General features: G+C 65.8%; 9 protein-coding genes. 7 read left to right on the top strand and 2 right to left on the bottom strand.

The annotated features are described in order from the left end of the window. Nucleotides 1–45 precede the first annotated feature (45 nt). The 7 genes from NKI10_RS23095 (at nucleotide 46) to NKI10_RS23065 (ending at nucleotide 12,366) form a co-directional block, all read left to right on the top strand. The gene (locus NKI10_RS23095; RefSeq protein WP_352862091.1) at nucleotides 46–2,610 is read left to right on the top strand and encodes a sensor histidine kinase; all 2,565 of its coding nucleotides are present in this window, start codon (nucleotides 46–48) and stop codon (nucleotides 2,608–2,610) included. A gap of 8 nt (nucleotides 2,611–2,618) precedes the next feature. Further along, the gene (tsaE, locus tag NKI10_RS23090) at nucleotides 2,619–4,130 is read left to right on the top strand and encodes a tRNA (adenosine(37)-N6)-threonylcarbamoyltransferase complex ATPase subunit type 1 TsaE (protein ID WP_352862090.1); all 1,512 of its coding nucleotides are present in this window, start codon (nucleotides 2,619–2,621) and stop codon (nucleotides 4,128–4,130) included. 14 nt (nucleotides 4,131–4,144) lie between these two features. Then, entirely contained in the window at nucleotides 4,145–4,849 is a 705-nt protein-coding gene (locus NKI10_RS23085; protein WP_352656515.1) for a nucleotidyltransferase family protein, read from the top strand. Then, nucleotides 4,846–7,983: a double-strand break repair protein AddB gene (gene addB, locus NKI10_RS23080; protein WP_352862089.1), complete on the top strand. Its 3,138-nt coding sequence runs from the start codon at nucleotides 4,846–4,848 to the stop codon at nucleotides 7,981–7,983. Before NKI10_RS23085 ends, addB begins: the two co-directional genes overlap by 4 nt. After that, nucleotides 7,980–11,498, top strand: coding sequence for a double-strand break repair helicase AddA (gene addA / locus NKI10_RS23075; RefSeq protein WP_352862088.1), 3,519 nt, complete (start codon nucleotides 7,980–7,982; stop codon nucleotides 11,496–11,498). The genes addB and addA overlap by 4 nt, the downstream gene beginning before the upstream one ends. A 72-nt stretch (nucleotides 11,499–11,570) precedes the next feature. Further along, nucleotides 11,571–11,894: a thioredoxin gene (gene trxA / locus NKI10_RS23070; protein WP_023672297.1), complete on the top strand. Its 324-nt coding sequence runs from the start codon at nucleotides 11,571–11,573 to the stop codon at nucleotides 11,892–11,894. Nucleotides 11,895–12,084: 190 nt separating this feature from the next. Continuing rightward, entirely contained in the window at nucleotides 12,085–12,366 is a 282-nt protein-coding gene (locus NKI10_RS23065) for a cupin domain-containing protein (RefSeq protein WP_023681396.1), read from the top strand. A 438-nt stretch (nucleotides 12,367–12,804) separates the two neighbouring features. Here NKI10_RS23065 and NKI10_RS23060 read toward each other — a convergent pair whose 3' ends face one another. Beyond that, nucleotides 12,805–13,224 carry a VOC family protein gene (locus NKI10_RS23060; RefSeq protein ID WP_023681395.1) on the bottom strand — a complete coding sequence of 140 codons (420 nt, stop codon included), beginning with the start codon at nucleotides 13,222–13,224 and terminating at the stop codon, nucleotides 12,805–12,807. Between the two features lie 26 nt (nucleotides 13,225–13,250). Continuing rightward, nucleotides 13,251–14,576 (bottom strand): bifunctional folylpolyglutamate synthase/dihydrofolate synthase, encoded by a 1,326-nt coding sequence (locus NKI10_RS23055; RefSeq protein ID WP_352862087.1) that lies wholly within the window; start codon nucleotides 14,574–14,576, stop codon nucleotides 13,251–13,253. Nucleotides 14,577–14,627 lie beyond the last annotated feature (51 nt).

Genomic DNA, 14,627 nt, shown 5'->3' with positions numbered 1-14,627 from the left:
CTGATCTAGGCGGTCTTGCATTCAGGCGGCGAAGAGGACCAAGGCATGCCGGGGGAAAACCCGCCTCGCGCGGGATCGGCCGTTTCCGGCGGCCATGACGATTCCGATAGCAATGGCTCCGTCACGACAGGCGGTGGCCTGAAGAGGCGCGTTGGCGCCCGCACCGCCGGCTTTCTTGCCACCTCAGCTCTTGCCGGCCCGCTCACCTCGTTTGCCGCCCATGCCGAGCCGGCCATTGCGCAGAAGGCCGGACTGTCGGTCAGCGCGGTCGAAGTCATCCAGCTCGCCATGTTCGTCGGCGTCATGGGCGCGGCACTGGTCTCGGCCATCTTCCTGATCCGCGAAAGAGCCCGCACCTCGGCGCAGAATGTCGAACTCAGAGCCCGCATTGCCGACATCAATGCGGCGCTGCAGCGCTCCGAGGCGCTGCTCAATCTGCGTGACCAGCGCGTCATCGTCTGGGCGTCGGAGAACAAGAAGCCGGAGCTGATCGGCACGCTGCCGCTGGAAAGCGGTGCGCCGGACGACCGTGCAGCCTTCCTCGCCTTCGGCCGCTGGCTGATGCCGCGCTCGGCGGCGGCGCTCGAAAATGCCGTCGCTGGTCTGCGCGATAAAGCGAAACCCTTTGATCTCGTGATCGAATCGCAGGCCGGGGCGCCGCTTGAAGTGCATGGCCGCAAGAGCGCCGCGCATGTGCTGGTGCGCTTCGTCTCGCTGTCGGAAACTCAGAGGAGCCAAGCCAGGCTGAAGATCGAGAACCAGCGTCTGGCCGCCGACTACGAGACCATGATCGGCCTGCTCGACGCCTTGCCGATGCCGGCCTGGCTGCGCGCCACCGACGGGCGGCTGAAATGGGTCAACCGTGCCTATGCCGGAGCGGTCGAGGCACCGAACGCCGAGACCGCCGTGCGCGAAGCCAAGGAATTCCTCGGCGCCCAAGCGCGCGAACAGATCGCCGCGCAGCACAAATCGCGCCCAATCTTCGAACAAACGCTGTCGACAGTGATCGAGGGCGACCGCCGCGTGTTCGCCGTCACCGACTTCGCCGGTGCCGACGGCTCGGCCGGCCTTGCCTGCGACACCAGCGCCACCGAAACCATTCGCGGCGAATATGAGCGCACGGTGCGCAGCCATGCCGACACGCTCGACCAGCTCAACACGGCGGTGGCGATCTTCGATGCCAACGAGAAGTTGCGCTTCTTCAACCAGGCGTTCCAGAAACTGTGGGGGCTGGACCCGGGCTTCCTGCACAGCGCGCCCGACAATGCGCTGCTGCTCGACCGGCTGCGCAGCGAAGGCAAGATCGCCGAGCAGCCGGAATGGCGGCGCTGGAAAGAAGGCCTGCTTGGTGCCTACCGCGCGGTGGAATCGCAAGAGCATTGGTGGCATCTGCCCGACGGCAAGACCATCCGCGTGGTGGCCAACCCGCAGCCGAAGGGCGGCGTGACCTGGGTGTTCGAGAACCTGACCGAGAAGATGGACCTGGAAAGCCGCTACCAGACGGCGGTGCGGGTCCAGGGCGAAACGCTCGACAATCTGGCCGAAGGCGTCGCCGTGTTCGGTCCCGATGGGCGGCTGCGCCTGTCGAACCCGGCCTTTGTCGCGCTGTGGGGACTGAGCCAGGATGTGATCAAGCCCAACGTCCATGTCTCGGCGATCCGCGATCTCAGCGACCAGCGCGCCGTCGACAGCCCGTGGGGCGGGTTCGTCGCCGCCATCACCGGTTTCGACGACGAGCGCCGCGACCGCCATGGCCAGACCGAACTGAAGAACGGCACAGTGCTCAGCTACGCCGTCATCCCGCTGCCCAACGGCCAGGTGATGATGACCTTTGTGGACGTCACCGACAGCGTCAATGTCGAGCGCGCGCTGAAGGACAAGAACGAAGCGCTGCAGAAATCCGACCAGCTGAAGAACGAGTTCGTGCAGCACGTCTCCTACGAGCTGCGCTCGCCGCTGACCAACATCATCGGCTTCACCGAGCTTCTGTCGCTGCCGGCGACCGGGCCGCTCAGCCCAAAGCAGCGCGAATATGTCGAGCATGTCGGCTCGTCATCCTCGGTGCTGCTCACCATCGTCAACGACATACTCGACCTCGCCACCGTCGACGCCGGCATCATGCAGCTCGACATTTCGGAAGTAAGCGTCGAGCGCACCATCGAGGCCGCGGCCGAACTGGTCGCCGACCGGCTGCAAGAGCATTCGATCAAGCTCCGGATCGACGCCGCTGCGGCGCCGAAGAGTTTTCACGGCGACGAGACCCGGGTTCGCCAGATCCTCTACAATCTGCTCAGCAACGCCGCCAATTACGCGCCGGAGGCGAGCACTATCACGCTTGCCTGCCGGCATTTGGAGCAAGGTGTGGAATTCTCCGTCCATGACAACGGCCCCGGCATGCCGCCGGACCTGCTCGATTCGGTGTTCCGCCGCTTCGAGCCGCGCACCAATGGCGGGCGCCGGCGCGGTGCGGGCTTAGGCCTGTCGATCGTCAAGAGCTTTGTCGAGCTGCACGGCGGCAGCGTGCGCATCGAGACCGGCAAGGACAAGGGCACCACCGTCATCTGCACCTTCCCCGATGCACCGTCGGGCATCCGCGCCGCGGCCGAGTAGCGCGCTCGATGACTGTTGTTGTGCTGGAGCGTTTTCTCGCCGACGAGGCTGCGACCGCAAGGCTCGGCGAAGACCTGGCCATGGCGCTGCGGCCGGGCGACGTGCTGGCGCTCAAGGGCGATCTCGGCGCCGGCAAGTCGACGCTGGCGCGGGCCCTGATCAGGGCGCTGGCCGATGATGCCGGCCTCGATGTGCCGAGCCCTACCTTCACCTTGGTGCAAAGCTACGACACGCGCATCCCCGTGCACCATTTCGATCTCTATCGCCTGTCCTCGGCCGGCGAGATGGACGAGCTGGGTTTCGACGAGGCGCTGCTGCAGGGCGCTGCCCTTGTCGAGTGGCCGGAACGGGCGGAGGCCGCTCTTCCGAGAACGTCGATCTGGATCGAACTCGTCCATCAGGACGAAGGACGATTGGCGAAACTATCGGGCCAAGGCGTTGCCTTCGAACGCGTGGCGCGATCGCTGGCGATGCGCGATTTCCTCAAAACGGCCGGTTGGGGCGACGCCGCGCGGCGCCATTTCGTCGGCGACGCCTCGGCGCGCTCCTATGAGATTGTTTCGCTCGCCGGCCTTGCGCCGCGCGTGCTGATGAATTCGCCAAGGCTGGTGCTGGGGCCGCCGGTGCGCGACGGCAAGCCCTATGCCGTGATCGCCCACACGGCGCAGTCGGTCACCGCTTTCGTCGCCATCGACAAGGCGCTGCTGGCGCAAGGTGTCAGTGTCCCAAAAATCCATGCCGAGGATCTCGAACGGGGCTTTCTGCTGCTGGAGCATCTGGGCTCGGAAGGTTTTCTCGACGGCAATGATGAGCCGGTGGCCGAGCGCTACGCGGCAGCGGCCGAATTGCTGGCGATGATGCATGGGAAGACCTGGCCGCAGCGCATGGAGGCCGTGCCGGGCGTCTTCCACGAGGTGCCGCCCTTCGATCGCGACGCCATGCTGATCGAAGCCGATCTCTTGGTCGATTGGTATGTGCCGATGGTGACCGGCAGCCCGGCAAGCGAGGCTTTACGCGCCGGCTATCACAGGGAATGGAACGCGGTTCTCGATCGGCTGGACACACAGGAATACACGCTGATGCTGCGCGACTTCCATTCGCCCAACATCATCTGGCGCGGTGACCGCAAAGGCCACGACCGCCTCGGCATCGTCGACGTCCAGGACGCGCTGATGGGTCCGGCGCCCTATGACGTTGCGTCGCTGGCCATGGATGCCCGCGTCACCGTTGCGCCCGATATCGAGCAGCGGACCGTGGACGCCTATGTCGCTGCGCGCCACGCCGCCGGCGGCTTCGATGAGGACGCCTTCCGCGCGGCCTATGCGATCATGGCGGCGCAGCGCAATTCGAAGATCCTCGGCATTTTCGTGCGGCTCGAAAAGCGCGACGGCAAGCCCTATTATCTCCGACACCTGCCGCGCATCCGCGATTATCTCAGGCGGGCGCTGGCGCACCCGACGCTGGCTCAGTTGAAGGAGTTTTACATGGCACATGGCCTGCTGGAGGAACGGCTCCCGTGACCTTGACCACAGCGATGGTGCTGGCGGCTGGTCTTGGCAAGCGCATGCGGCCGATCACCGACACCATGCCGAAGCCGCTGGTGCGGATCGCCGGCAGGACCTTGCTCGACTGGGGGCTGGACAGTCTCGAAGCGGCCGGCGTCGAGAAAGCCATCGTCAACGTGCACTATCTGCCGGACCAGATCGTCGCCCATATCGCCCACAGGCGGGCGCCAAAGATCGTCATTTCCGACGAGCGCGACGCGCTGCTGAATTCGGCGGGTGGCATCGTCAAGGCATTGCCGCTGCTGGGTGCCGAACCCTTCTACATCATCAACGCCGATACGTTCTGGATCGACAGCGGCCAGCCCAGCCTCGAGCGCCTTGCCCTTGCATGGGACGGCGCGAAAATGGATATTCTGCTGATGCTTACCGATCTCGACTCGGCCACCGGACACGGTGTCGGCACGGATTTCCTGATGGCGCCGGATGGCGGCATGCGGCGCTCGAAAGGCGATCCGGCCGGGTTGATCTATGCCGGAGCGGCAATCGTCAATCCCGCCATCTTCAGGGATGCGCCGGCCGGGGCGCATTCGCTCAACACCTATTTCGACAAGGCAATCGCCTCTGGCCGTCTGTTCGGCATGCAGATGCGCGGAAGCTGGATCACCGTCGGCACTCCCGACGCCATTCCGCAGGCGGAAGCGGCGGTCGCCGACGCTCTCGCGAAGGTGGTATGAGCGGCGCGCGCCGCGTTCTTTCGATCCCGCCCGGAGCGCCATTCCTGCCGACTCTGGCCGAGGCCTTGCTGGCCGGACGGCTGGTGCCCGGCTTCCGGTTCGACGGCGATCCGCTGGCGCTGGCTGATGTCACCATCTATGTGCCGACACGGCGCGCGGCTCGCGCGCTGCGCGGCGCCTTTGTCGACGCGCTTTCAGGACCGGGAGGGAGCCGTCGTTCGGCGATCCTGCCGGTCATCCGCCCGCTCGGAGAGTTCGACGAGGACGAAGCCGCCTTCGACGCCGGCACGCCGACCGAGCTTGAAATGGCGCCGCCGATCGCAGCCATCGAACGCCTGCTGCTGCTGGCGCCGCTGGTGCAGGCCTGGAAGCGCACCCTGCCGGCGCATGTCCTTGATATGTTCAACGAAGAGATTGTCGTGCCGGCCTCCGCCGCCGATGCGATCTGGCTGGCGCGCGACCTCGCCCGGCTGATGGACGAAATCGAAACCGAAGGCACGGACTGGACCAGGCTTGCCGATCTGGTCACCGGCAATCTTGCCGGTTGGTGGCTGGTGACGCTCGATTTCCTCCGTATCGTCACCGAGGCCTGGCCGAAATTGCTGGAGGAGCGCGACCGCTCCAACCCGGCCGCGCACCGCAATGCGCTGATCCGGCGCGAGGCGAAGCGGCTGGAACGCAACCCGCCCAAAGGCCCGGTGATCGCCGCCGGCTCGACGGGCTCTATTCCGGCCACGGCCGAACTGCTTGCCACGGTCGCCAGCCTGCCTAACGGCGCCGTGGTGCTGCCCGGGCTCGATGGGATGCTGGACGAACCGTCTTTTGCCGCGATTGCGGCGCCCGGTGCGCGGCCGGCACTGCTCGGCCACCCGCAATACGGCATGGCCAAGCTGATCGGCAAGGTTGGCGTGCTGCGTGGCGATGTCGAGGAAGTGGTCGCCGCCGAGCCCGCACTGGTGCTCCGCGCGGCCCTTGTCGGCGAGGCGCTGCGTCCGGCCGAGACCACGGAACTATGGGCCGAGACCCGCATACGCTTGAACGCCCTGGATATCGCCGAGGCCTTCGCCCACGTGACGCTGGTCGAAGCCGCCAGCGAACGCGACGAGGCGGCGGCGATCGCCATCGCGCTGAAAACCGCCGTGGAACAGCCGGGGCACAGGGCAGCGCTCGTTACCGGCGACCGCGGGCTGGCGCGGCGCGTCTCGGCCGAGCTGTTGCGCTTCGGTGTGATCGCTGACGATTCCGGCGGCACGCCGCTCGCCAACACGCCTGCAGCCAGCCTGCTGCGGCTCACACTTCAAGCGGTATTCCGGCCCGGCGATCCCGTCGGCCTTTTGTCGCTGCTCAAGCATCCGCTGCTCGGGCTCGGACTTGAGCGCACCGGCGTGCGCCATGCCGCCGAGCTCATCGAACTCGTGGCGCTGCGCGGCGGCACCGGACGCCCCGACATCGCTTCTTTGCCAGCACTGTTCGAGGAGCGTCTCGCCGGGCTGAGCGGGGACAAGCGCCAGCCCTTCTGGTTTTCGCGCCTGAGCGTGCGCGGCATCGACGATGCCCGCGACATGCTGAGCCGGCTTGTGACGGCACTGGCGCCGCTGACCGCCTTTCGCGGTGAAGAGAATGCCGATCTTGTCGCGTTGACCAGAGCGAGCGTCGCCGCGCTGGAAAATCTCGGCCGCACGGCGGAGGGCAGCCTGGCTGAATTTTATGCCGGCGACGCCGGCGAGAAACTCGCCGAGCTGCTGCGCGGTGTGGTCGCGGCCTCGGCGTCGTTCGACTTCCCGGCCGACGAATGGCCTGATGTGATGGACGCGCTGGTAGCACCGGAAACGGTCAAGCCCGGGCAAGGCACCGACCGCAACATCGCCATTTGGGGGGCGCTGGAAGCGCGGCTGCAGAATGTCGACACGATGGTCATTGGCGGGCTGAACGAGGGCGTGTGGCCACGCAAGCCGGAAAGCGATCGCTTCATGTCGCGGTTGATGAAGACCGGCATCGATCTCGAGCCGCCGGAGCGCCGTATCGGCCTTGCCGCCCACGACTTCCAGATGGCGATGGGGGCGAAAAAGGTGGTGCTGACGCGCTCCGCCCGAGCCGGCGACGCACCGGCGGTGCCGTCGCGCTGGCTGCAGCGCATCCTCACCTTCATCGGCAAGGATCCGGCGGCCGCATTGCGCGGGCGCGGCGACGAATTGCTTGCCTGGGCGCGCGCGCTCGATGCCGGCGAGCGGCAGCATTTCGCGCCGCGACCGCAGCCGAAACCGCCGCTGAGCATGCGGCCCACCCACTTCTCGGTGACTGAGATCGAGACGCTGCGCCGCGACCCCTATGCAGTCTATGCCAAGCGTATTCTGAGCCTTCTGCCGCTCGAGCCGGTGATCCGCGACCCCGGCGCGGCCGAGCGCGGCACGCTGTTTCATGACATCCTGCATCTGTTCTCGACAGAGATAGCGGATCCCCGTGCGCCCGAAGCTCTGGAACGCCTCATCGCTGCCGGCCGGACCTGCTTTGCCGAGATCGCCCTGCCCGCCGATGTCGAGGCTGTGTGGTGGCCGCGCTTCGAAAAGCTTGCCGCCAACATCATCGAATGGGAGCGCGGCCGCGCTCCCGCCGTCGCTCGGCGGCATGCCGAGGAGCGCGCCGAAAAAACCGCTGTCGGCCGCACCGGCGTGACGCTGTCCGGCTATGCCGACCGCGTCGACCTTTTGGCCGGTGGCATGGCCGACATTCTCGACTACAAGACCGGCTCGTCCCCGTCCAAGGCGCAGGCCCACACGCTGCTGGCGCCACAGCTGGCGCTCGAAGGGGCGCTGCTCCGGCGCGGCGCCTTCAAGGGGCTTGGCGCGCGGGAACCCTCCCAGCTTGCATTTGTGCGGCTGAAGCCGAATGGCGAAGTGTTCGAGGAATCCATCCTCGACTACAACCGCCAGCCCCGGACCGCCGAAGACCTCGCCGAAGAGGCCTGGGCGCGGCTGGAAAAACTGCTCATTCACTATGCCGATCCGGCGACCGGCTACCTGTCGCGGGCGCTGCCGTTTCGCGAGGGCGAGAGCGATGGCGATTACGACCATCTGGCGCGCGTGCTCGAATGGTCGGCCGGCGGCGACAGCGATGACGAGGCGGGGGAGACATGAAAAAAGCCTATCCCATCCCCAGCGAAACCGCCGCCAGCCAGGCGCGCGCTTCCGACCCGAAGAACTCGGCCTGGGTGTCGGCCAATGCCGGCTCGGGCAAGACGCATGTGCTGGCCCAGCGCGTCATCCGGCTGCTGCTCAACGGCACCGATCCGTCGAAGATCCTGTGCCTGACCTATACGCGGGCGGCCGCCGCCAACATGTCGAACCGCGTGTTCTCGACCCTGTCGGAATGGACGGCGCTCGGCGATGCCGAGCTTGCCACAAGGATTGAGGCGGTGGACGGCCGCCGGCCCGACCGCGACACGATGCGGCGGGCGCGCCGGCTGTTTGCCGAAGCGCTGGAAACGCCGGGCGGGCTGAAAATCCAGACCATCCACGCCTTCTGCGAATCGGTGCTGCACCAGTTCCCGCTGGAGGCCAACATCCCGGCGCATTTCGAAATGCTCGATCCGCAGATGGAGGCCTCGCTGTTTGCCGGCGCCCGCCGCGACATGATTTCGGGCACGTCAGCCGGAGACGCCGGACTGGCCGAGGCCTTTGCCACCGTGCTGGAGCGCGGCGGCGAACACGGACTCGATGCGCTGCTCGCCGAAATCGTGCGCAAGCGCGACGGCTTACGCGGCTTCATCGATGCGGTCCGGCGCGACGGCGGCGGCTTTCAGGCCCTGTTCGACGAATTCCATTTTCGCCCCGGGCAGAGCGCCGAAGACATAGCGGCATCGGTATGGCCGCTGCCGGGTTTCCTGCCGGACTTCTTTGCAGTGTTCGCCAGTGCCGCCGAGGCCACCGACGCCCGCACCGTGCTCAACAATCTCTTGCCCTATGCCCGCTTGGCCTTTGCCGAGACGGACCCGACCCGCCGGCTGCAGATGCTCGGCAAAGCCTTTCTCAAGGCCGATGGCGACCCCTATGATCCCTCAAAGTTGTTCAAGAAGGCGCTGCTCGGCCGGCTGCCCGACCTTCCCGAGCGCTATCTGGCGGCCGTCAAGGCGATAACAGAGGTCTCCGACCGGCTGGCGCTGTTCCGGATGCTGGAAGGCACGGTCGCGGCGTTGACCATAGCCGACTGGCTGATCGTGCGGTACGAGCGCCTGAAGCGCAGCCGCGGCTTTCTCGACTTCAACGACCTCATCACCCGCACGGTCAACCTTCTGGCGCGGCCGGATGCCGGACCCTGGGTGCAGTACAAGCTCGACCAGGGTATCGACCACATCCTGCTGGACGAGGCGCAGGACACCAGCCCCGACCAATGGGAGGTGGTGAAGCGGCTGGCGGAGGAGTTCTTTGCCGGCCACGGCCAGCGCGGCACGACCAATCGCACGGTGTTCGCCGTCGGCGACGAAAAGCAGTCGATCTATTCCTTTCAGGGTGCCGCGCCGGATTCCTTCGCCGACAGCCGGCTCTTGTTTTCCGGACGCGTGAACGCCGCCAATGCTTCGTTTGCCGACCTGAAACTGACCTGGTCGTTCCGGTCGGCCGACGACGTGCTTGCCGCCGTCGACCGCGTCTTTGCCGATCCGGGCGTGCGGCGCGGCATCAGCCATGACCCCGATCCGCTCGACCACAAGGCGATCCGCAACGACGCGCCTGGCTATGTCGAGGTCTGGCCGTCGCTCGGCGCTGACGCCGTCGAGGAGCCCGACGACTGGACGTTGCCGGTCAATCATGCCAGCGCGCCGGCTGTGCGGGTGGCCGAGCACGTGGCTGCGACCATCCAGACCTGGCTCAAGGACCGCGAGATCATCGAGGGCAAGGGACACAGGTTAAGGGCCGGCGACATACTGGTGCTGGTGCGCAAGCGCGACCGCTTCGTCCATGCGCTGTCGCGCGCGCTGAAGGACCGCGATATTCCCGTCGCCGGCGCCGACCGGCTGAGCCTGCCCGGCCACATCGCGGTCAAGGACCTGATCGCACTCGGCCATTTCCTCATCCAGCCGCAGGATGACCTGTCGCTCGCCGCCGTGCTGCGCAGCCCGGTTTTCGACGTGTCGGAGGAGACGCTTTTTACGCTTGGCGCCGGACGGCCAGCCGGAACATCGCTGATCGCCTCATTACGCCAGCATGCTGGCGACAATACCGCGCTGACCGATGTCGTTGCCCGGCTCGACGGCTGGGCCAACGAGGCGGCGTTCCGGCCGGTGTTCGAATTCTACGCCGGGGTGCTGGCGCGCGACGGCCTGCGCAAGAAGATGATCGCCCGGCTTGGACCGGAAGCCGGCGATATTCTCGACGAGTTCCTGAGTTTCTGTCTGGCCGAAGAACGCACCGGCTTGCCGGGGCTGGAGGCTTTCCTGGCGACGCTGGAAAACACCGGCCCGGAGATCAAGCGCGAGATGGACCAGACGCGCGACGAGGTCCGCGTGATGACCGTGCACGCCGCCAAGGGCCTGGAAGCGCCTGTTGTCTTCCTGGTCGATGGCGGGTCGGCGCCGTTCAGCGACCAGCATCTGCCGCGGCTCATGCCGTTCGACGCTTCGGGCCGCAATTTCGACGGCAAGGGCTATCTCTGGCGCTCGGCCGCCGATGTCGCGAACGGCTTCTCCAAGGCGGCCTCGGCCAGGGCGCGGGAGCTTGCCGACGACGAATACCGCCGGCTGCTCTATGTCGGCATGACGCGCGCCGAGGACCGGCTGATCGTCTGCGGCTATCACGGCAAGCGTCAGCCCAGCACCGGCACCTGGCATTCGATCGTCAGTCGCGCGCTGACAGGTGCACCCGAAAGCACCGAGCGCCGCCACCCCGCCAGCAGCGAGCCGGTGCACCGTTTCGTCATGACCAAGCTTCCGCCGGTGGCGCAAGCGGCAGCCGACGAGTCGCGGCTGCCGCAACAGGTGCCGCCGCTGCCGGTGGGCTTGTTCCGGCCCTTACCGCCTTATGAGGAGCTGCCGCGCCCGCTGTCGCCTTCCGGCGCGTCGGCGCTGATCGACGAGGGCAAGGAGGCGGTCGTCGATACGCGTTCGCCGGTGCTGGACAGCGAAGCGGAGCCCGGTTTTGCCGTGATGCGCGGGCTGGCGCTGCACAAGCTGCTGCAGATGCTGCCCGGTTTTGCCGAAGACGAACAGCAAGGCGCGGCGGCGCAGTATCTCATTCGAGCCGGCGCCGACTGGCCGGAGGCCGAGCGCAACAAGGCGCTGGCTTCGGTGATGGCGATCCTCAGAGATTCGCGTTTTGCCGGGCTGTTTTCGCCCTCGTCCCGCGCCGAAGTGGCCGTCATGGGCAGTATCGAGGTCAAGGGCAGGCTGCGCTCGATCTCCGGCAAGATCGACCGGCTGGCGGTGACGCCCGGGCGCGTTTCGATCGTCGACTACAAGACCAACCGGCCGGCGCCCGCAGGCCTGGCCCAGGTGCCGCCGGCCTATATACTGCAGCTGGCGCTCTACCGCGCGCTGCTCAAGCCGCTTTACCCCGGCCGCGCAGTGACGGCAGCACTGCTGTTTACCGAGGCGCCGAGGCTGATCGAACTGCCGGCGCAGGCGATGGATGACGCCCTTGCCCGACTCACGGGAGCGTGACACAAGTTCTGCTTGAAGAAGGGCTGCTGAACCACCACATTTGGTGCGAGATAAATTTCGAAAGGATTTCGCATGGCCACCGTCAAGGTCGACAAGAGCAATTTCCAGGCCGATGTGCTCAACGCCTCGCAGCCCGTCGTCGTGGATTTCTGGGCCGAATGGTGCGGCCCCTGCAAGATGATCGGTCCGTCGCTGGAAGAGATCGCCAACGAACTCGGCGACAAGATCAAGATCGCCAAGCTGAACATCGACGAGAACCCCGAGCTTGCCGCCCAGTTCGGCGTGCGCTCGATCCCGACGCTGATGATCTTCAAGGGCGGCGAAGTCGCCGACATGAAGGTCGGCGCCGCGCCGAAGACCGCGCTGTCGCACTGGATCAATGGCAGCCTCGCCTGATCTGGCTTTGTTTTGATGCATGTCGTCCTCCCAAAACCGGGACCACTTTTGGGCGACCTGCATTAGTTCCCGAGATCGAAGCCCGGCCCTCGCGCCGGGCTTTTTCTTTGGCGTCATCGCCTGGCCGCCTCTGGCCCTCGCATCGGCGCACTCCATGTCATCTGCTTGAGGCAGGACAGGGAGAAACAGAATGACCGGATCCGCCAAGGCCACCGTCTTCATCGACAATGAGCGCGTCATCGTCACCGAATACCGCTTCCAGCCCGGCGACAACACCGGCTGGCACCGGCATGGCCATGACTACGTCGTGGTGCCGCTGATGGACGGCAAGGTGAAGCTGGTGACCAAGGACGGCGAGAGTTTTGCTGAAATGAAGAAGGGCGCGCCCTACTTCCGCAAGGAAGGCGTCGAGCACGACGTCATCAGCGCCAATGACGGCGAATACGCCTTCATCGAGATCGAGCTGAAATAGGCCTCAGACTGGTGCCGCGGCCGCCGATGTCTATTTAGTTTGAGCCACGGTTTTTTTGGCCTGCCTAGGCTTGCCGGGCTTCCGTCCGGTCGCGGGCTTCAGGACCTGCCCATATCCCTCTATAGCGCCCGTATACACACGATAGAGAAACGTCTCTCGGCTTACGAAATACGCGACACTGGGCTGGCCGGATGCATCATTGGGGCGCGTCGGTCTGTGGGCCACTCGAACAATTGGGTGCGGTGGCTCGATGGCTCCCGGTAACATCACATGATCGCCGACCCGCGGAGCATATTCAAATATCAGCTCCTCCGGCGGGTCGTTGTCGACGGTAACAAGACACTTCACAACCATTCGAGCTTGCCTCCATGCTTCGCCAAGCATATCGGGGCTTCTGCCCGAGGGGCAACCGCCCGATAGATTCCCCGGGCCAAAATACTACCAGTCGGCGATGCGATCCCCGCCGGTGAATTGCGCGCTTTTTGCGGTGTATTCGAACAGCTCGATCTTCACGCCGTTGGGGTCGCGGATCCAGGCCTGAAACGTGTCGTCGCAGGCATGCTTCTTGGCGGTGACGTCGATGCCCTTCGATTTGATATGGGCGATCGCCGCGTCGAGATCTTCGACTTCCAGGCAGAAATGGTTGATCTGGTTCTGCTCGCTATATGCAGTGCCGTCCTTCTGGAACACCTCGACATGGCTGCGGCCGCCGCAATTGAGGTAGAAGCCGAAGACCTTGTCGTCGCGCAGGAAATTGAACTGCGTGTCGAGGCCAAGCACGTCGCGGTAGAAGCTTCGCGTCGCCTCCAGATCATGCGCGAAGATGCAGACATGGGCGAGTTGCTTGACCTTGATCATGATGGGCTCCTCGCAGTGAAATGGCTTCAGGTTGGCGGCGTGCCGTTTTCGGCCAGCACCGCGCCGGCGAGATATAACGACCCCCCGATCAGGATGCGTGGCGCCGGCCCGTCCCAGGTGTCGCGCAACAGCATCAGCGCGCTGGCGACGGAACTAACCGGTTCAGCGGTGAGGCCGGCTTCGGTCGCCCGCACCGCCAGCTCGTCATTCGGCACGCCGGCATCGCTCTTGCTCACCGGCACGGTGTAGACGTGCCGTGCCAGGCCCTTGAAGGCGTGGAAGTAGCCGCTCTGGTCCTTGGTGTTGATCATGCCGGAGATCAGAAACAGCGGCCGCGGGTTCTTTTCCTCCTGCTCGGCCAGCGCCTCGGCAATGACCATGCCGGCGCCCGGATTGTGGCCGCCGTCGAGCCAGATGTCGGCGCCCTTGGGCGCCAGCTCCATCAGCCGGCCCTGTACCAGTTTCTGCATGCGGCCCGGCCATGCGACGCTCGCCATCGCCTTCTCAGTGGCGCGATGACTGATTTCGAAACCGGCGGCCTTGACGGCGGCAATCGCTGCCGCCGCATTGGCGAACTGGTGGCGCCCGGGCAGGCGCGGCGGCGGCAGGTCCATCAGCCCGTCCTCATCCTGATAGACCATGCGGCCGTTTTCCTCGAAGGCGAGAAAATCCTGGCCGTAGACGAAGGTCGGGCAATCCAGCCGCTCGGCGGTTTCGATCAGCACTTGCAGCGCCGTCTCGCTCTCCTGCGCGCCGATGACCACCGGGCAGCCGCGCTTCATGATGCCGGCCTTTTCGGCGGCGATCAGTTCGACCCGGTCGCCGAGATAGGCTTCGTGATCCATCGACACCGGCATGATCACCGACACCGCCGGCCGGGCAACGACATTGGTGGCGTCGAAGCGGCCGCCAAGGCCGACCTCGATGATGGCGGCGGCAGCCGGATGTTCGGAAAACAGGATGAAGGTGACGGCGGTTAGGATTTCGAAGACGGTGATCTTCTGGCCTTGATTGGCCCGGGCGACGCGGGCGATGGCCTCGGCGAAGGTCTCGTCGTCGACCAGCCGGCCGCCGCCCTCGGCCGCCAGTCGGTAGCGCTCGGCCCAGTTCACCAGATGCGGCGAAGTGTGGACATGGACAAGGTGGCCGCCGGCTTCGAGCAGCGCGCGCGAAAAGGCCGCGCACGAGCCCTTGCCGTTGGTGCCGGCGATATGGATGACCGGCGGCAGCCGCTCCTGCGGATTGCCGAGGCGTTCGAGCAGCCTTGTGATGCGGTCGAGCGAAAGGTCGAAGCCTTTCGGATGCAGCGCCATCAGGGCTTCGATTTCACGATCTGCGGCAAGCGTTGTCATGGCGACAGGCCCTCAAAAGACTTATGTTGGCGCATCAGGTTTTGTCTGCCA

This window comes from Mesorhizobium sp. M0802 (assembly GCF_040320115.1).
In the GTDB taxonomy this organism is placed as follows: Bacteria; Pseudomonadota; Alphaproteobacteria; order Rhizobiales; family Rhizobiaceae; genus Mesorhizobium.
The sequence above is the reverse complement of the archived record's forward strand: the minus strand, read 5'-3'. Positions and strand labels throughout refer to the sequence as shown.